Annotated in this window: 20 protein-coding genes; 12 read left to right on the forward strand and 8 right to left on the reverse strand. The window is 56.5% G+C overall.

Annotated features, from left to right (window positions below; all coding sequences use genetic code 11):
* Positions 1-411: a GntR family transcriptional regulator gene (locus IEW12_RS05500; protein WP_188564933.1), complete on the reverse strand. Its 411-nt coding sequence runs from the start codon at positions 409-411 to the stop codon at positions 1-3.
* A 223-nt stretch (positions 412-634) separates the two neighbouring features.
* On the opposite strand from IEW12_RS05500, the gene IEW12_RS05505 reads away from it, so the two are divergent.
* Both IEW12_RS05505 and IEW12_RS05510 read left to right on the forward strand, forming a co-directional pair.
* Positions 635-958, forward strand: coding sequence for an ArsR/SmtB family transcription factor (locus tag IEW12_RS05505; RefSeq protein ID WP_188564934.1), 324 nt, complete (start codon positions 635-637; stop codon positions 956-958).
* Positions 955-1,365 carry an SRPBCC family protein gene (locus IEW12_RS05510; protein WP_188564935.1) on the forward strand — a complete coding sequence of 137 codons (411 nt, stop codon included), beginning with the start codon at positions 955-957 and terminating at the stop codon, positions 1,363-1,365. The genes IEW12_RS05505 and IEW12_RS05510 overlap by 4 nt, the downstream gene beginning before the upstream one ends.
* Before the next feature lie 279 nt (positions 1,366-1,644).
* Here IEW12_RS05510 and IEW12_RS05515 read toward each other — a convergent pair whose 3' ends face one another.
* Positions 1,645-2,988 carry an ATP-binding protein gene (locus IEW12_RS05515; protein WP_188564936.1) on the reverse strand — a complete coding sequence of 448 codons (1,344 nt, stop codon included), beginning with the start codon at positions 2,986-2,988 and terminating at the stop codon, positions 1,645-1,647.
* Positions 2,985-3,647, reverse strand: coding sequence for a response regulator transcription factor (locus IEW12_RS05520; RefSeq protein ID WP_188564937.1), 663 nt, complete (start codon positions 3,645-3,647; stop codon positions 2,985-2,987). The genes IEW12_RS05515 and IEW12_RS05520 overlap by 4 nt, the downstream gene beginning before the upstream one ends.
* A gap of 493 nt (positions 3,648-4,140) precedes the next feature.
* Between IEW12_RS05520 and IEW12_RS05525 the strand changes: the two genes are divergently transcribed.
* Together IEW12_RS05525 and IEW12_RS05530 are read left to right on the forward strand one after the other, a co-directional pair.
* Complete coding sequence (locus IEW12_RS05525; protein ID WP_188564938.1) at positions 4,141-6,348, forward strand: TonB-dependent receptor domain-containing protein; 2,208 nt, start codon at positions 4,141-4,143, stop codon at positions 6,346-6,348.
* A 97-nt stretch (positions 6,349-6,445) separates the two neighbouring features.
* Positions 6,446-7,183 (forward strand): acid phosphatase, encoded by a 738-nt coding sequence (locus IEW12_RS05530; protein WP_188564939.1) that lies wholly within the window; start codon positions 6,446-6,448, stop codon positions 7,181-7,183.
* Between the two features lie 213 nt (positions 7,184-7,396).
* Here IEW12_RS05530 and IEW12_RS05535 read toward each other — a convergent pair whose 3' ends face one another.
* Together IEW12_RS05535 and IEW12_RS05540 are read right to left on the reverse strand one after the other, a co-directional pair.
* On the reverse strand, positions 7,397-7,822 hold the full coding sequence (locus tag IEW12_RS05535; RefSeq protein ID WP_188564940.1) for a VOC family protein: 426 nt from the start codon (positions 7,820-7,822) through the stop codon (positions 7,397-7,399).
* Positions 7,823-7,864: 42 nt separating this feature from the next.
* Positions 7,865-8,542: an alanyl-tRNA editing protein gene (locus IEW12_RS05540; RefSeq protein ID WP_188564941.1), complete on the reverse strand. Its 678-nt coding sequence runs from the start codon at positions 8,540-8,542 to the stop codon at positions 7,865-7,867.
* 175 nt (positions 8,543-8,717) lie between these two features.
* Between IEW12_RS05540 and IEW12_RS05545 the strand changes: the two genes are divergently transcribed.
* Together IEW12_RS05545 and IEW12_RS05550 are read left to right on the forward strand one after the other, a co-directional pair.
* Complete coding sequence (locus IEW12_RS05545; RefSeq protein ID WP_229750935.1) at positions 8,718-9,167, forward strand: hypothetical protein; 450 nt, start codon at positions 8,718-8,720, stop codon at positions 9,165-9,167.
* 415 nt (positions 9,168-9,582) lie between these two features.
* A complete protein-coding gene (locus IEW12_RS05550) occupies positions 9,583-11,433 on the forward strand; it encodes a methyl-accepting chemotaxis protein (RefSeq protein WP_188564942.1) in 1,851 nt (616 codons plus the stop codon).
* Positions 11,434-11,482: 49 nt separating this feature from the next.
* On the opposite strand, the gene IEW12_RS05555 is transcribed toward IEW12_RS05550, so the two are convergent.
* The gene (locus tag IEW12_RS05555) at positions 11,483-12,313 is read right to left on the reverse strand and encodes a helix-turn-helix transcriptional regulator (RefSeq protein WP_188564943.1); all 831 of its coding nucleotides are present in this window, start codon (positions 12,311-12,313) and stop codon (positions 11,483-11,485) included.
* A gap of 119 nt (positions 12,314-12,432) precedes the next feature.
* Here IEW12_RS05555 and IEW12_RS05560 point away from each other — a divergent pair, with 119 nt between their 5' ends.
* Positions 12,433-13,311, forward strand: coding sequence for an SDR family oxidoreductase (locus IEW12_RS05560; protein WP_188564944.1), 879 nt, complete (start codon positions 12,433-12,435; stop codon positions 13,309-13,311).
* Between the two features lie 44 nt (positions 13,312-13,355).
* Here IEW12_RS05560 and IEW12_RS05565 read toward each other — a convergent pair whose 3' ends face one another.
* Positions 13,356-14,102 (reverse strand): AAA family ATPase, encoded by a 747-nt coding sequence (locus IEW12_RS05565; RefSeq protein WP_188564945.1) that lies wholly within the window; start codon positions 14,100-14,102, stop codon positions 13,356-13,358.
* Positions 14,103-14,278: 176 nt separating this feature from the next.
* On the opposite strand from IEW12_RS05565, the gene IEW12_RS05570 reads away from it, so the two are divergent.
* From IEW12_RS05570 to IEW12_RS05585, 4 genes are all read left to right on the forward strand, one after another.
* Positions 14,279-14,695 (forward strand): DUF3052 family protein, encoded by a 417-nt coding sequence (locus tag IEW12_RS05570; RefSeq protein WP_188564946.1) that lies wholly within the window; start codon positions 14,279-14,281, stop codon positions 14,693-14,695.
* A 104-nt stretch (positions 14,696-14,799) separates the two neighbouring features.
* Positions 14,800-15,132, forward strand: coding sequence for a DMT family transporter (locus IEW12_RS05575; protein ID WP_188564947.1), 333 nt, complete (start codon positions 14,800-14,802; stop codon positions 15,130-15,132).
* Between the two features lie 6 nt (positions 15,133-15,138).
* A complete protein-coding gene (locus tag IEW12_RS05580; protein ID WP_229750937.1) occupies positions 15,139-15,549 on the forward strand; it encodes a c-type cytochrome in 411 nt (136 codons plus the stop codon).
* A gap of 137 nt (positions 15,550-15,686) precedes the next feature.
* Positions 15,687-16,076, forward strand: coding sequence for a VOC family protein (locus IEW12_RS05585; RefSeq protein WP_188564948.1), 390 nt, complete (start codon positions 15,687-15,689; stop codon positions 16,074-16,076).
* Between the two features lie 131 nt (positions 16,077-16,207).
* Here IEW12_RS05585 and IEW12_RS05590 read toward each other — a convergent pair whose 3' ends face one another.
* Positions 16,208-16,600: a nuclear transport factor 2 family protein gene (locus IEW12_RS05590; protein WP_188564949.1), complete on the reverse strand. Its 393-nt coding sequence runs from the start codon at positions 16,598-16,600 to the stop codon at positions 16,208-16,210.
* Positions 16,601-17,005: 405 nt separating this feature from the next.
* Here IEW12_RS05590 and IEW12_RS05595 point away from each other — a divergent pair, with 405 nt between their 5' ends.
* A complete protein-coding gene (locus tag IEW12_RS05595; RefSeq protein ID WP_188564950.1) occupies positions 17,006-17,842 on the forward strand; it encodes a hypothetical protein in 837 nt (278 codons plus the stop codon).
* The last annotated feature ends 390 nt before the right edge of the window (positions 17,843-18,232 follow it).

Consider the following 18,232-nt stretch of genomic DNA (forward strand, 5'->3'; position numbering starts at 1 on the left):
TCACTTTGTTTTTTTATGAGAAAACTGCTGTAGCGCTGCACTTACTGCAAGGGTGATGCTTTCGGGCGAGTAATCGAGGGCGATGACCTCGCCCACAAAATGGTGGATGGCCTGGTTAAGCCGGTGTTCGCGCTCTTCGTCAGACAAGCGCTGGCGCTGCGGCGCAACGAACAGGCCCTGGGCGGCGCGCGCGTTGAGCCAGCCTTCCGTGGTCAGTTCGGCATATGCCTTTGCCACTGTATTAGGATTGATGCCCAACTGCTGCGCCAGGCCGCGCACGCTGGGCAGCGCCGCGCCAACCGGCAAATCACCGGCAATGATCTGGCGACGTATGCCATCAACAATCTGCCGCACAATGGGGCGCGGATCACCGGTGGTAATGTTCAATAAGACGGGGACGCGATCGCTCATGATTCTCAACTGTACTATGACAGATAGTACAGTATATGGCAGTGATCAACTCGTCAAGTGCTCTTTAAAGAATGTCGCGTTTCCCTAGCAAGCTTGTTTTAGCCCTCTGAAAATCCACCTTGACGATTCATAACCCGCTGGCTATACTTTAATCCATAACTCACCAGTTATGAATTAGAAATACCCCACATCAGATGCATCAGATATATCGGACACATCAACTATGTCGAACACGCATGAAGTGCTTTTTAAAACGCTGGCCGATCCCACCCGGCGGGCGCTATTTGAGCGCTTATGCCGGGAGGGCGAACAGACCGTTGCCGCGCTGACGGCCGGTGCCGGGGTTTCGCAACCGGCGGTGTCCAAGCATCTGGGCGTACTGAAACAGGCGGGGCTGGTCAGCGACCGCCATGAGGGACGCCAGACGCACTATTGCGCGCAGCTTGAGGCGCTTGCTCCACTGACCGACTGGGCCAGCCAGATGACAGGCTTCTGGCAGAGCCGGTTTGACGATCTTGAAAACCTACTGAAAAGGATGGACCAATGAACGATATCTCTGCCCAAACGCGCTCTGTCATTGTGGAACGCGCTATCCCGCATGCACCGGAAAAAATCTGGCGCGCACTGACCCAGCCGCACCTGATTGAAGAATGGCTGATGAAAAATAATTTCAGCCCGGTGGTGGGCCACCGTTTTGACCTCACCGCCAACTGGGGTTCTGTCGATTGCCAGGTGCTGGAAGTGGAACCCAACAAAACCCTGTCCTACACATGGGAAGCGATGGGCTTGAAGAGCGTGGTCACATGGACGCTCACCCCTGCAGGCGCGGGCACCCAGTTGCGCATGGAACAATCGGGCTTCCGCCAGGACCAGGAGCAGGCATACCAAGGCGCCCAGTACGGCTGGAAGCAGTTCTTTGCCAAGCTGGATCAGGTGGTGGCGCAGTTAGGCTAAAGTCTGTTTGAAGAACTATCCAAGCCGTGCTTGTGCCGCGCGGCCTGGCTCCAGCGCTGTGAAGAAGCGCGGACCGATAGGGTGCAATAGCGCAGCGTATTGCGCCGAATGAGCAACGTGCCGCCATCACCCGACGATTTTGTGACCGCGCCAATATTGAATGAAGTTTTTTCAAAGAGACCGGTGCAATACGCTGCGCTATTGCACCTGACGTGAATACCTGGCAGGTCTTTCGGCCGGCGCAGATTCAATCGCCGCCATCCGGCAGGCAGGAAGAAATCATACTGATGCGGCAAAGCGGATATCAAATACCAACCCCTGACCCCACGGCGTATCGCCCAGACTGAAGCTGGCCTTGTGCTGGTCCAGAACATCGCGCACAATCGCCAGGCCTAGGCCGCTGCCGGATTCGCGCGTGCCTTCACGGCGATAGAAGCGGTCAAACACGCGCTGCCGGTCTTCTGCGGGCACGCCGCAACCGCTGTCCGCGACGCTCAGCCCCGCGCCGTCCGGATGCTTGCTCACGGTCACGTCCACCTTGCCGCCCGCGGGCGTATAGCGGATCGCGTTATCGACAATATTGCCCAGCATGATGCGCAGCGATTCGCGGTTGCCGGTGATGAGCACATCCTGCTCAGGTGCATCCACGCCGATATCGATATTCTTCTCTTCCGCCAGAAAGGCAAAGTCGGAGACGACCTGCTTTGCCAGATCCTGCAGGCGGATATTTTCATAGCCGACATAGCCGGATATCGCGCCCTGCCTTGCCAGCGTCAGCAATTGCTGCACCAGGTGGATGGCGCGGTTCAGCCTGTCGTGCAGCTTGCGCACGCTGGCATTTCTTTCTGCGTCACTCTCTGCCTTTTCCACCAATTGCAGTTGCAGCTTCAGTGCCGTCAGCGGCGTGCGTAATTCATGCGCGGCATCGGCGACAAACATTTTTTGCGACTGCATGGCCCTGTCCAGGCGGCTGAACAGCTCATTGATTGCCAGCACAATAGGTTTCACTTCGGGCGGATAGCCCTCCGTGTCCATCTCTGCCAGCGATTCTGCCGATCTTTCATCCAGGCTGGACTTGAGCCGGCTCAGCGGTTGCAGGCTTTTGCCGACCACCAGCCAGATCAGGACGCCCAGCACAGGTATCAGCGAGAAAAAAGGAATCTGCGAGCGCAGCGCCAGGCTGAACTCTATCTTTTCCCTGTCCCGTATCAGTTGTCCTACCTGCACGATCTGGCGATGGTTCTCTTCGCTATACACGCGCCAGCGGCCGCCGTTGGCGTCCACATCAAAATAACCGCGCGACTCGTAGCGCGGCAGATTCTTATTGGGGTTGGAGGTGAACACCATATCGCGCTCGCTGTTCCACACCTGCACCACGATTTTCTTGCCGGGATGGGTATCGACGGTTTCGCTTTTCTGCAGCGTCATATTGTCGGGGAAGGAGCGCACGATCTGTTTGAGCTGGTAGTCAAACAGCTCATTTGTCTCATGCCGCATCTTCAGGTAAGTGGTAATGCCGGCTGCACCGATGGCCAGCACCATGCTCCACAACAAACCCATCAGCAATTGCTGGCGTATAGTACGAACTGTTCGGACTGTGCCTACCGTGGATACCGCCTTCATAGCTTGTTCGCGACTTTGTAGCCGACGCCTCGCACGTTTTTGATAAAGTCTGCGCCCAGCTTCTTGCGCAGCGAGTGGATATATACCTCGATGGTATTGCTTTCAATTTCTTCTTCCCAGCCGTACAGCTTTTCTTCCAGCCTGGCCTTGGATACCACCCGCCCCGGCTCCTCCAGCAGGGCCAGCATCAGCTTGAACTCATGCACGGACAAATGCAGTGCTACCCCGTGGTACAGCGCCTCATGTGTTGCTGCATTCAGGCTGAGGCCGAGGTGCACGGTTTCGCGCACCTCCTGCACCTGCGAACGGCGCAGCAAGGCCCGCAGCCGGGCGAACAGTTCGAACAGATCAAAGGGCTTGACAAGGTAATCGTCAGCGCCGGTGTCCAGGCCGACGATGCGGTCAGACGTGGCATCACGCGCGGTGATGATGATGACTGCCGCCTTGCCACCGGCTTGTCGGTAATTGCGCAATATCTCCAGGCCCTGCCTCTTCGGCAAGCCCAGATCCAGCAGCACAAGGTGATAGTCGTTGGCGGCCAGCAGCGTTTCTGCCTCCAGCCCATCGTGCGCCCAATCGACTTCGTAGCGCTCCTTCAGCAAGCCTTCTTCCAGGCTCTCGCCTATCATCGGATCGTCTTCAATCAGCAGTAATCGCATTCAGTTCGCTTCTACTTTCGTTTCTAAAATGAAGATCCGGTATGGCCTTCCGCATTTTTATCTATGCGGTTTTGCATCGTGTTTTGCTTGATGTTTTGCTGTGTTGTCGCGGCATCATAGTGCAAATTTTCCGGCTGTGGCACAAAGCGCAAAATCTTTTTTTGTTGCTGCTCAGCGCCAGAACATCAGGCACACCGCTTTATTTTTCAGAGAGCGATTCATACATAATTTGCCGCCCCGAAAATTAAATTTTCCTTAATTGCCAATAAATACAACAGAGTTTTTATCAATATCTTCATGTCTTTTTCTTGTCATAAATGCTCAATAAGATGCGACGGCTTTAGAGATTTAGCAAGACGCCGGAACCGCGTATCAACAGCCTGGCAGCGTCTAGCCAACACTCTGCATTCTTTACTGCAGCGGCCTTGATGGCCGATGCATTCCCGATTTATGCCTGATTTGATTTATTGATTGTTCTTATAGAAAGTAATTGATGAAGACTCCACAACTCAAACCGATGACCCGCCACATCCTGAGCGCCGTCGCCTGCATGTCCTTGGCGCTGCCTGGTGCGTCCTTTGCGGAAGACATGGCCACCGAAGCTTCTGCGGCCGATGCCGGCAGCAGCGACACCGTCGTGATTGCCGGCTCCAAGATCGCCGAAGCAGCCCGTTCGGCAGTGTCGCAAAGCTCGCTCAGCGCGCGCTCCGCACAATCGGAAGTCAGCGATGATTTTGTGCGCAACTTCACTGCACCGGCGGCAGATTTCAGCCAGATCATCCAGATGGCACCGGCGATGTACAGCTACAGTGCCAACGGCCCCGGCCTGGGCGATACCAAGACCTACTTCCGCGGCTTTGCCGATGGCGATTATTCCATCCTGTTTGACGGCATCCCTTTCCAGGATACCAATAGCCCCAGCCACCACTCATGGGCCTTCTTCCCTGCACCGTTTGTAGGTGGCGCAGTCATCGACCGCAGCCCCGGCTCTGCCGCGACGATAGGCCCGGCCAACTTCGGCGGTTCCATCAATCTGCTGTCGCGCAACCTGGAAGCCAATCGCCGCATCACCGGTACCGCATCGGTCAGCTCCTGGAACACCGTGCTGGCAGGCGTGGAATATGAAAGCGGCCAGTTCGGCACGGATGGCGCGTCCAACCTGCTGTTCAATGCGCATGACCTGAAATCGGACGGCTACCAGACGCATAACACGCAGCACCGCCAGGCATTCTCGGCCAAATACCAGTATGCATTTACTCCCGACACGGTGCTGACGCTATTCGGTTCCTACATCACCGTGCATGCGAATACGCCCAACGTGAAAGGCGCAACCCGTGCCGACATCGCGCTGCACGGCGACAATTACCTGCTCTCCGCCGATCCGACCAAGGCCAACTACTACGCGTACAATTTTTACCACGTCAATACCGACTTTGAATACGCAGGTCTGAGCTCCAACCTGGGCAACGGCTGGAAGCTGGACGACAAGGCCTACACCTACTACTACCATAATCAGCAAAACTATCCCGGTGCCACGGTGCCAACCACGACAGCCAATAGCGCCGCCAACAACACCGGCACCGACAAGCTGAACGGCTACCGCACCTACGGCAATATCCTGAGGCTGAGCCAGGAATCCTCTTTCGGCACCTTGCGCACCGGCCTGTGGTCTGAAGTCGCGGACACCAACCGCTACCAGATCCCGAGCAATCCGCTGACCTGGGTAGATTCTGCGCTGCCGAACTTCCATGAAACCTTCAAGACGACCTTGCTGCAACCCTTCGTCGAGTATGAGTTTGCGCTGACCAAGGATTTGAAGATCACGCCGGGCGTCAAGTATTCTTCGTACAAGCAGGACCTGACCCAGTTCGCCGACAACGGTAAAACCGTGGGCAGCCTGAACGGCGCAGCCAGCATCGGCCATGTGGCCACCTACCATGCGGTATTGCCGTCCATTGACATCCACTACATGCTGCAGCCTAACTGGTCTGCCTATGCGCAATATGCAACAGGCGATGAAATACCGCCGACCAATGTGTTCGACGTAAAAAACGCCAACGTGGTTGCGCTGCCGTCTTCCATCAAGAGCAAGACTTTCCAGATCGGCTCGGTCTGGAAATCCGACCAGTTCACGCTGGACGTGGATGCCTACCACATCAAGTTTGACAATGCCTACTCTTCCACAACGGACACGGCCGGCAACACCAGCTTCTTCGCTAATGGCAGCTCGGTGACGCAGGGTGTGGAGGCAGAAAGCACTATCGTGCTGGGCAAGGGCTTTGATCTGTACATGAATGCCACCTACGGCAGCGCCAAGTATTCCGACACCAGCAAGTGGGTGCAAAATGCGCCCAGCGACACCGAAACACTGGGCCTGACCTATAAGCAAGGCAACTGGAATGCAGGCTGGTTCACCAAGCGCGTAGGCAAGATGTATAACGACAATGGCGCCATCCATGAAGCGATCACCATCAACCCCTTCATCATTTCCAACCTGTTCTTCAATTATTCCTTGCCCGGCAAGACGGGGGACATCCTCAAGAACGGCAAGATCCAACTGGGCATCAACAACCTGTTTGACAAGCACAACATCGTTGGCGTGACACCCGCAGGCAAGACCAGCTCTGCTCCTGCGCCTGGCGATCAGTTGACCTTGCTGCCGGCGCGCAGCGTGTCCTTGTCGCTGACGATGGATTTCTAATTCCGGATATCGGCAACATCTGATGCAAGCACTCTTCGCCCCTGCCTCCTCATTGGAGCAGGGGCGTTTTTATACCCTATTCTGTGACGGATACCTGATGAAAACTATCTCCCGCCTGTGTTTGGCCGCGCTTATCGCAGTCAGCATCGCCAGCGCGCCATTGGCGCAAGCCAAGGAAGGCAAGCCCTATCTGGCGGCCAAAGACCTGGACCTCTCCAGCCTGCTGCCTCCACCCCCGGTGAGCGGCTCAATGAAAGAAAACGAAGAGCTGGCCGAAGTATTGCGCCTGCAAGTCACACGCAGCCCGGACATGGTGGCGCAGGCGCAGGCCGATGCGACCGAGGACATCTGGCGCTTTGCCGGCGTAGTAGGCCCCGCCTTCAAGAGCGAGCGCCTGCCCAAGCTGACTGCCTTCTTTATCCGCGTACTGGCCTCAGAAGGACCGCTGACAGACCCGGCCAAGGAACTGTGGAAACATCCGCGCCCGCACCAATATAGCGATCTGGTCAAGCCGGTGGTGAAGCTGTCCAAGTCTTACTCCTACCCTTCCGGCCATGCGACCGCAGGCACGCTGATGGCCGTTGTGCTGGCCAACATGCTGCCGGAGAAGCGCCAGGAAATCATGCAGCGTGCAGCCGAGTATGCGGATAACCGCCTGGTGGCAGGCATACACTTCCGCTCCGACATAGAAGCAGGCCGCCTGGCTGGCACCCTGATCGCCGCCACGCTGATGACGCGCGCCGACTTTAACGCCGACTTTGAAGCAGCCAGGAATGAATTGCGCGCGGAGCTGGGTTTGCCGGCAATGACTGCACTGACGGCTCTGTCGCAATAGCCACGGTATTTTGTAGGGTGCAATAGCGCAGCGTATTGAACCGAATGGCCACTAGTAGCCCTCCACTCCCGGCATTTTTTTGATTTCGCTAAAATAAAATAATTCGTTTTTTATGGAAATCGGTGCAATACGCTACGCTATTGCACCCTACGATCCTTACGCAGCCTACGGTATTGCAGAAATGGCGAGCCGCTGCTCACCAATAATGCGCCATCAGGCGGGTTTGCGATACCTGCGGCTGGAGATACTGACCGAATTGCCATCCGGGTCTTTTGCATTGGCAAACTGGTAGCCGTTGGCCTCATGTGTGCTGCCGAAGGCGATGCCCTTTTCCAGGCTCCTGGCCTTGAAGGCTTCAATGTCCTGCACATCAAACATCAGCTTGACCGCCGCCTGGCCCAGCTTCACGCTCTTGGCGGCCTGATGGATCAGGATGCTGGCGCCGGATGGCGAGTTCAGTTCAATCAAACCTTCCACCACTTCACCGGTTCCCGCAAAACCGAAGCAGGCCTGATAGAAGCTGGCTGTCTTTTGCATGTCGCGCGCGTAGATCAGGATGGTGTTTAATGAAGGGGTAACTGCGGAGGGAGTAACTGCGGAAGACGTAGCTGCGGTGGAGGCAACGGCGGGTGAATTCATGGTACTCCATCCAGGTGGGTAAATGAGTGTGATGCGGATTGGCTAAACTCCCGCCAGCCCGGGCGCTGTAATGCTCCCGGATTCCAGCAGGCTGATTTCTATTCTTTCTTTTCCTTTGCCGGTATTTTTTCGCTTCAGCGCGATCCGGCCTATCTCGCCTGTGCTTCTCGGATGCGTTCCTCCGCACGGCATTCTAGCAAAATCTTCCACTGCCCAGTAACGTCTTTCCGTAGCCTCGTCGCTGAAGGCGGTAATGATAGGCAAATCTTTTGCCACCAGAAGCGCCGCGTCTTTCTCCATCACGGCAAAAAGCGGCGACAGGTTTTCTGCGCTGGCAAAGTCTATGCGCGCCTTGTCTGCGGCAATGTGCGCGCCCAGCCGCTCTATGCCGGGGCGCAGCTTGTACATCATCTGCAAGATCATTTCTGCGGCGAAGTGCAGGCGCATCAGCGCATAGCGCCTGCCCCAATCAAGCTCCAGGCGCACATGCTCATCCGTCTGCAAACCGTGGCCGGGTGCCAGGAGATAAGAAATTTCCTGCCCCTGCTTTTCTGCCGACAGCACAGCATGCCCGTTCACCGTGCCAGCATCGCTCTCCTGCCCGCCAGAAAACGCAAACAGGATGGTTTCGCGCAGCCAGACACGCTCGCCATCCACACGCGACACCATCGTATCGAGCGAAGTCAGGTAGGGGTCATTCCAGAAAATTTTCTTGGTCATCGACGATATCTTCAGATGTATATTTCCAAGCAGGCGCCACAGTATTTTGGCGAATCTTTGCTCATCAAAATTTAACTAAAATCGTTAATCAAATCAATATATTATGGAATGGATGGCGAATCATTTGGCGGATGTTTACTCATCCGTACTAACCCGAGCTTCCATTGGACCAACATTGAGCACTATTTCTCTCATCACCAACATCATCTTCACGCTGAACGTACTCTGGTTCGGCGTTGCCTTCCGCTATTTCAGCCTGACGCCGGATACGGCAGCCAGGCTGCTGGTGCCGAAGTCTGCGCGTGAATCTCCTTTATTTTCCACCGTATCGGCATCGGTGCGTTTTCTGGGTGGGATGAATTTTGCGTTTGCGGCGTTTGCCTTGCTGTTGCTGCTGAACCGCGGGCTGTTTCCGGAGGCGAAGCAGGTGGCGCTGTTTGCGGCGGTGTTTTCCATCGCGCATGCCAGCCAGTTTGCATTTAATGTGCCGGTGGCGCTGGGCGGTGGCCGCAAGGGAGAATCGCTGTGGCCGGTGCTGACGGGGCCGATGTTCTTCATCTTTGCGACCGACTTTACGCTGATGATAGCCAATGGCGTGCTGGCGGCGTTTTTGCTGGTAGCCTGAACCAGCCATCTAAAAACGGCACAAATCCCCATCCCCTTAAGGCAGCGAATATATCTTCGCTGCCTTGCGTAGCAGATATATACTGCTTCTAACATCGCTTAACGTGCGGCATCTTGCCATTATATCCACGAAGCAAGATTTTTATTCGCTAGCGCCTGCATTTAATGGTAAAGTTCGGAACTTCAATTTGCTGCGCCGCAACAAATTGACATTATCCAGCCAAGAATAATAAAAATAGCGCATCGCCTTGTTTGAATTGCCGTTTCTGCATCTCCGTTTTTGCAATAGGTTTTACCGTCGTATTGCTTAACACCTCACCGGTCAGCGTCGAACAAAAATTTGCCTTATCTACCCGGCAGCATAAGCTGGGTTCTTGCGCGCCTTTAACCTGTCTCTTTTTTTGAGGATGCCTTTTATGTTCTCTTCGCTCCGCACGCGCCTGACCGCGATCTGTGTCGCCATCGTTGTCTTCTCCCTGTTGGTGCTGTCGCTCGCCAATTTCATCGGTACCCGTTCCAATACGCTGGAATCGCTGAACACACAGATGTTCCAGCTCTCGCAAAGCGATGCGGGCGGGATTGCAGAGTGGGTCAAGGGCAAGAAGGCTGTGGTGTCTTCCATAGGGCAGGCAGTGGCTGCGGCGGAACCTGTTCCGGCGCTGAAGGCGGCTGAGCAGGCTGGCGCGTTTGACCTGGCCTACATCGGTTTTGCAGACAAGCACGCGGTGTTTTCGCAAGAGCGCACGCGCAAGCCGGATTACGATCCTACTGCACGGCCCTGGTATATCAAGGCTTCCGAAGCCGGCGCCCCGGTAGTGACTGCGCCCTACATCGGCGCTTCCAACGGCAAGCTGCTGGTGACCTTTGCGGAGCCGGTCGGTCCCAAGGGCAGCGTCACGGCTGTGCTGGCCGCCGATATCTTGCTGGATACGGTTGTCAACAACGTGATTGCGATCAAGCCTACGCCTTCCAGCTTTTCTTTCCTGGTGGACGGTTCCGGCAAGGTGATTGCCCATCCAGACCAGAAGCTGACGCTGAAACCGATCTCCGACATGGATGCCTCACTGACAGCCGACAAGCTGACGGAGATAGAACGCTCTAAGCAGAGCCGTGCCGTCAAGCTGAACGGGCGCGACAGCTCGTTGTATGTGACCCGCGTGGAAGGTACGGACTGGCTGCTGGTGATTGCGCTGGATAGCGCGGAAGCCACCAAGGCCCTGTCTACCATGCTGACCACCTCTGCCATTACTGCCATCATCGCCATCATCGTGGCAGTGCTGCTGTCCACTGCGCTAATCGCCAAGGCCTTGCAGCGCCTGGGCACGGTGCGCAATGCGATGGAAGATATCGCCTCCGGCGAAGGCGACCTCACCCGCCGACTGGATGCGGAAGGCAAGGATGAGCTGGCGCAGATTGCATCGGCCTTCAATCAGTTTGTGGACAAGATCGCATCGGTACTGAAAGAAATACGCAGCTCCAGCGAATCCGTCAAAATCTCGGCGCAGGAAATCGCTTCCGGCAACCTGGATCTGTCAGGCCGTACCGAAGACCAGGCCAGCTCGCTGGAAGAAACCGCTGCCTCGATGGAAGAACTGACCGCCACTGTGCGCCAGAATGCCGAGAACGCCGGCCAGGCCAACCAGCTCGCCGTAACAGCTTCCGAATTTGCAGCCAAGGGTGGCAATGTCGTGGAAGAGGTGGTGGTGACGATGGAATCGATCAACACTTCATCGAAAAAGATCGTGGACATCATCAGCGTGATAGACGGCATCGCTTTCCAGACCAATATCCTGGCATTGAACGCGGCAGTGGAAGCAGCCCGCGCCGGTGAACAGGGCCGCGGGTTTGCAGTGGTGGCATCCGAAGTGCGCAACCTGGCGCAACGCAGCGCCAGCGCCGCCAAGGAGATCAAGGCGCTGATCGTGGATTCCGTGAACCAGGTAGAGTCCGGCACCAGGCTGGTGGCAGATGCCGGCGGCACGATGAACGAGATCGTCACCAGCGTGAAGCGCGTGACCGACATCATGTCCGAGATCATGATCGCCAGCAAAGAGCAAAGCACAGGCATAGGCCAGGTGAACCAGGCGATAGGCCAGATGGACCAGGTCACGCAACAGAATGCGGCGCTGGTGGAAGAAGCGGCAGCCGCCGCCCAATCACTGCAGGAACAAGCCAGCCACCTGGCGCAAACCGTCAGCGGTTTCAAGCTGGATCACGATGCATTCACCAGCGCGCAAGGACCCAGGCGCGCTGTGTTGTTGAAGTAAGCTTACCTACTGCTGGACTAGCCCGCTGGCAAGCAGGCTATGCCAGCCATCAGCTATGGGCGCTGCGGGCAGCAATCAGCGCCCGGATCCTTTCCGCATCAAAATCGGTGGCGGGATTGTAGACCAGCATGGCCAAGTCCGGCCTGCCATCCACGGCGAAACCGGAATACTCCAGCGTGATCTCGCCCAGCTCCGCATGGCGCAGCCGCTTCAGGCCACCGCCAAACTCCAGCACATCGTTATCATTCCACATCGCAGCAAACTGCGGGCTGGCCCGGCATAGCTCATCCACGAGCGGCTTGGCCAGCTCGGCCGCCCCTGCCCGCGCTGCATCTGCCCGGAACACGCCGACCACAAAGCGCGCGGTGCTCTCCCAATCGAATTGCGCCGCCCGTGTGCGCGGATTCAAAAACATCAGGCGCAGCACATTGCGTTCACTGGGCGGCAGCACCGCGTAGTCGGTCAGCACGACGGCCGCCGCGCTATTCCACGCCACCACATCCCAGGTCATGGTGCGCACCAGCGCCGGGCTGGCATCCATCGCATCCAGCACGCGCTGCAGCCTTGGCGTAATGCCGCCTTGCGGCTGGTAGCGGACTTCCGGCGGTCGCCCCAGCCCCAGCAAAAAGACGTGCTCGCGCTCAATGTCGGTCAACAGCAAGGCGCGGGCGATGCGGTCCAGCACATCGGCAGACGGCGCACCGCCACGGCCCTGTTCCAGCCAGGTGTACCAAGTGGGGCTGATGTTGGCCCGCTGCGCTACTTCCTCCCTGCGCAGGCCCGGCGTGCGGCGGCGCGTGCCCGAGATGCCCAGGGCCGCGGGATCAAGCCGCATGCGTCTGTCCTTCAGATAAGATGCGAGTGAAGTGAAGTCGGTCAAGCTGGTTTATCCTCTATCCTGTTAGCCGTTATACCCTGATAATGTCACTACTTTAACAGGATATATCTTACTCCTACAATGCGTGCTCCACGTTAAAAATGACCACTCAAGGAGCAAGCATGAAAGTTTTTGTAACCGGTGCAACAGGCTGGGTAGGCTCGGTCGTCGTGCAGGAGTTGCTGGACGCAGGACACCAGGTGGCAGGCCTCTCCCGCTCGGCGGACAAGGCAGGCGCGCTGGCCGCAACCGGCGCTCAGGTCATACGCGGCACGCTGGACGACCTGGACACGCTGCGCGCTGAAGCTGCCGCCGCAGACGCCGTGATCCATACTGCTTTCAACCATGACTTTTCCAAATTTGCAGAAAACTGCGAGCAAGACCGCCGTGCCATTGAGGTACTGGGCAGCGCGCTGGAAGGGTCCGACCGTCCGCTGCTGGTGACCTCCGGCCTTGCCTTCCTGGCGCCCGGCCGGCTTGCCACCGAGGCAGACGTGCCCGCAGCCCATCCGTCCATCCCGCGCAAATCGGAAGCAACGGCAAGGGCGCTGGCAGAGCGCGGCGTACGTGCGGCCACCATCAGGCTGCCGCCTTCTGTACACGGCATCGGTGACCATGGCTTCGTTCCCATCCTGATCGCCATGGCGCGTGAGAAAGGCGTGTCTGCATATATAGGCGACGGCCAAAACCGCTGGGCCGCCGCTCACCGGCTGGATGCCGGGCGCGTGTACCGTCTAGCGCTGGAACAAGGCGTGACAGAACAGGCCTACCACGCCGTCGCAGAAGAAGGCATCCCCTTCAAAGCCATCGCAGAACTGATAGGTCGCCGCCTCGGCCTGCCGGTGGAATCACGCGGCGAAGAGCATTTCGGCTGGTTCGCCCGATTCGCCGCCGCAGATATGCCGGCATCTGCGGCGCATACGCAGGCCTTGTTGAAGTGGCAGCCGACCAGGGCTGGGTTGTTGGAGGATGTGGATCAGCCAGCCTATTTCGGCGGCTAAGGCTGCGAGCGCCTGGGCCTTGCATTGGATTGCCTGGCATTGCCCTAGCGCCGCATCAGCTCCGCCAGCATCCGCTTGGGGTCCTGCAGAAAATCTCGCGTGACGCGGAAATGCTCGGTGTCCTCATACGCAATCTCGCTAACGCCGTCTTTGCTGCACTGGAAGATGCAGGCATCCGGATAGGCCATCAGGATGGGCGAATGGGTAGCGATGATGAACTGGGAATGATCCAGCACCAGATCGTGGATGCGTGACAGCACGGCCAGTTGCCGCTGCGGCGACAGTGCAGCCTCGGGTTCGTCCAGGATGTAGATGCCCTGCCCGCCGAAACGCTTGGTCATCAGCGCCAGGAAAGATTCGCCGTGCGATTGTTCGTGCAGGGATACGCCACCGTAGGAATTGATAATGGGCGGACCACCTGGGCCATCGTCCAGGCGCTCAATTTCTGTTGCGACATTGAAGAAACTCTCGGCCCGCAAAAAGAAACCGTCGCGGGGTTGTTTGTAACCCTTGGCCACACGCAGGTATTCATGCAACTCTGAATGCGAGCGCCGTGTGCCGAAGCTGAAATTTTTGGTTCCGCCCTCTGCATTAAAACCCAGCGACACCGCAATCGCTTCCAGCAAGGTGGATTTTCCGGAGCCGTTTTCGCCGACGAAAAAAGTGACCTTGGGATGCAACTCCAGCTGCTCCAGCGAACGCACCGCCGGCAAGGAAAACGGATAGCGGTCAAAGGAATCGACCTTATCCCGGCGCAGGGTGACGCGGCTGACGTATTGGGTGGAGAGCATGGGTAGCGTGTTGAGTAGGGAAATCGGTGTGCAAAGAGTTCTGCAGCCTAAAACAGCCTGGCATGAGGCTCTTCGCAGAATTTCACCGCAAGCCAGGAGTTGAGTTTATACTAAAACAACATTTAACTCTGCATCAAACTGGCCTCCCAAAGAATAGAATTCACCCGGCTTGCATCATGACCTCCCCTCCCAGCGGATATTCCGGCACTCCCCTCGCCAAGAAACTGGGCATCTCTGAAGGCTGCCGCGTGTTTGTCGGCAACGCGCCGGATGGCTATGCCGAGCTGCTCGCGTCTTTGCCGCCTGGCGTTCTGTTTGAAAAAAAACTGACTGCGCAGACCGATATCGCGCATCTGTTTTGCGATAAAAAAGCGGATCTGCAAACCCGCCTGCTCGCTGCACGCAAACTGCTACAGGCTAGCGGTGCAGTGTGGGTATCCTGGCCCAAGAAAGCGTCCAAGGTGCCCACCGACATTACCGAAGACACGATACGCGAGCTGGCATTGCCGCTGGGCTTTGTCGACATCAAGGTGTGCGCAGTCAACGAGATATGGTCGGGCCTGAAGCTGGTGATACGTAAGGAGCTCCGCTAACCGCGGGCCAAAATTCCCGTTTTTGCGCAGACTATTGCCGCGCTGACTAGTCTGTTTATTTATGCAGAGCAGGAGCACAATACGCTACCACCGAAGGAGCTCCCATGAAAAACTGGCTATTTCTATTCATCGCCATCATTTCCGAAACCACCGCGACCTCTGCGCTAAAATCCAGCGAGGGCTTTACCCGGCTATGGCCTTCCCTGCTGGTCATTGTGGGCTATGGCATCGCGTTTTACTTCCTGTCGCTGACCTTGCGCACAATTCCAGTGGGTATTGCCTATGCGATCTGGTCCGGCCTGGGTGTGGTGCTGATCACGCTGGTGGCGTGGATGATGTTCGGGCAGCAATTGGATGTGCCGGCGATAATAGGCATTGCGTTGATTGTCGCGGGGGTTATCGTCATGAATGTGTTTTCCAAAGTCAGCGCGCATTGAGCCTTTATGAAATTCAATCTATCCATGTTTCATAAAATACAGCCGGCAGCGGCATCTGCGCTAATCGCAGCGCTGGCCCTGCTCTGCCAATTGCCTGCCGCTTTTGCAGCCGACAACGCCGATGAAGGCAAGAGGGCTTTTGCCAAATGCGCATCCTGCCATCAGGTCGGCCCTTCCGCGCGCGCCGGCTTTGGCCCGGCGCTGAACGGCATCATCGGCAAGCGCGCAGGCAGCAGCCCGGATTACCGTTATTCGGCGGCGATGAAGAAGTCCGGCATTGTATGGACGGAGAAATCGCTGGCGGCGTTTCTGAAGGACCCCGGTGCCGTAGTGCCGGACACCAAAATGCGTTTTTACGGCATCAGCGATGAGAAAGAGATTGCCAAGCTGCTGGCGTATTTAAAAAACTTTCCTTAAGTGAACACAGCTTGACTATGCCGGCCCACAAGGCTGCGCATGCAAGGGCTGGGGACTTGATCGCCACAGGATTTAGCGTCAAACTATCTCGCGCATCACGTCAATATTGATTCCAGCTTACCGCCAGGGACTTGATCATGACCATAGAGCTAGACCATTCCATCGTCTCCTGCCGCGACAAGGCAGCCTCCGCCAAGATGCTGGGTGAGTTGCTAGGCGTACCCTGGTCGCCCACCGGCATAGGCCCGTTTGCGCCGGTGTATGTCAGCGATGGCTTCACGCTGGACTTTATCAGCACCGATGAAGACTTCCCCATCCAGCATTTCTGCTTCCGAGTCAGCGAGCAAGAGTTCGATGCGATACTCGCGCGCATACAGGCGGCCGGCATCCCGTATCGCAGCGACGTGCGCGGCCAGACGGATATGAAAATCAATACCGACTACGGCGGCAGGATGGTGTACTGGACCGAGCCGGACAAGCACCTGTGGGAGATGCTGACAGTCAGCTACGCGCGCCAGCCTGCTTAGAAGACAGTTCAAACTGACCGTGGCGTTGTTGCAGCTCCTTGCCGTGCAGGCGCACTGTCTTCGTCGCTGCGCCTAGCCACGCTCAGTTTGAAATGTCTTCCTAGCAGTACACCAGTATTGTGCCCTACTCCTCAAGCACGGAAGGCATTTTGTGCGGCAATGGTATCCAGCGATTCGCGCAGCAGCTTGATCTTGCCGTTTTCTGCCACCAGGCGGCCGGCGTAGGATTGCTTGTAGATCTTGCCGGTCGACAGTACCTTGGCTTCCACATCGTATTCACCAAACGCCTGGTCATCCGTTTTAATCAGGATACGGATGTTATGGAAACCGAAGTCAGGCACGTTCTTCAACAGGGATGAGATAAAAGACTCAATCGCTGCCGGCCCCTGCGCGCGGCCATCTATACCCAGCGAGGCCAGGTAAGGCAATTCCAGCACGCCGTCTTCGGCAAACAGCGCAGCAGTAGCGCGTGGGTCCTGGATGGTGGCAAGGTAGGTATTCAATAATTCAGGAGCGGTTTTCATTTGCGATCTTTCCTTAAAGTGTGCGCCAAGGGCGGAATGCCTTTGGCGGCGCGTGCCAGCGTTTTCAGCTTCGAACTGAGCTACAAGATGCAGCCGCGTCACACAGCAAGATTAAGGCTTTGCCCTCTCCGGATAAACGGGTGAACTGCAAATGCGGTATTCATGGGGGTGAATAATAGCCGGATACCGGAAACCGCCCTTCTCATCCTGCGCATGCCCCCCTCTGCCACCATTCCAAAATATTGCACTGATCACAAGAAATTTGCTGCAAGATTAGCAACATATTGCTATAGTCGAGTGAGGTCTTCAAAACCGCTGGCAGGTAAATCGCCAGACGTGGGGGCTGGGGAATTCTTAGACTATCCGGGCCCAGCACGGCCCTTGATACGCAAGGAGAAGCACGCAGTGGGACCAGACTACACGAAGTACAACGTAGAGCAACTACAACAGGCCCGCCGCAGCATTGATGCGGCACTGTTTCCAGAGCGCGTAAAGGAAATAGAAGAACGCCTGGCCACATTGGCGCAGGAGCAGGCTTCACAAACCCCGGCTATGCCGGCGGATTCCGGCATAGACCGCTCCTCCGACTTCCCTATTCTATGGAACGTGGGGCGGGTCCTGGTAATAATCGGCGTGATAGATATTGCTGCGATGATCTACTGCATCGCGAATGGCGTCAGCTATGCATCCAGCCTCAATATCTTTGCTCTGATTGCCGGCATCTTTCTGTTACGGGGCAGCTTGCGTGCTGCGTCTATTGTGCGCTGGTGGATAATTTTTGCATTACCGGCGATGGTCGTTTTCTCCATTGTCTCCCCCTTGAGCCAACCCTTGGGACTGACGCTGGTACAAATGCGGCTCGCTCCAGCCTCATACTTTGGACAATTGTCTTTGTCGATTGCGGTATGCGCTTTAATGTTTTGGGTGATCCGGCAACTGGGCCGCCCTCCGGTACTGGCTGCACGCCTGGCAAGCGGAAGACCGCAACGTGATATCCGTATCCCGCTGGCGCTGGGTACCGTCATTGCCATTGGCGGAGCAGGCCTGGTGGTCATGCTGCTGGGAGGCCAATCCGCCGCCCATGCCAGTAGCCTGGTTGCCGAACAGATGGGTGCGCACTACCGCTATTACACCAATTCAATCTCTATCGTTCGCAATAGTGACGGAACGCAGATTTCTGCTTCTGTCATCGCGTGGAATGAGAAAGAAGTGATCAACGTGCCTGTGCAATGGAGCGAATAGCAGCCTGTGCAAAAGCCAGCTTTTCAGCCTGCTCATGCACTGGCAATCCAGGCTTCACCTGATCCAAACTGTCAGATGAATTAAAGTCTCCGTGGAGCTATTACCGGCCAGAAGAAGACGGTTTTACGATTCCGTAAAATACTTGGTGGGATATAGGGCCGGATAGAAAAAATGAAAAATTTAAAACAAATTTTCCCTCTGGCATGCTATCGTATTGATTGCAATTTAACAACAAAAAATTCACCCCAGTAATCAGGAAAAAAATGCATCTAAATCGAAACCTATTGTTATCAGTTATAGCCAGTTGCCTCACCGCGTGTTCGACCGCGCCGATGCTTCAGTCAGCGCGGCCCGCAGTCTCTCAAGGTCAGCAATATGGCTTAGCGCATT

Source organism: Parundibacterium terreum, assembly GCF_014636315.1.
GTDB classification, from domain to species: domain Bacteria; phylum Pseudomonadota; class Gammaproteobacteria; order Burkholderiales; family Burkholderiaceae_D; genus Undibacterium; species Undibacterium terreum.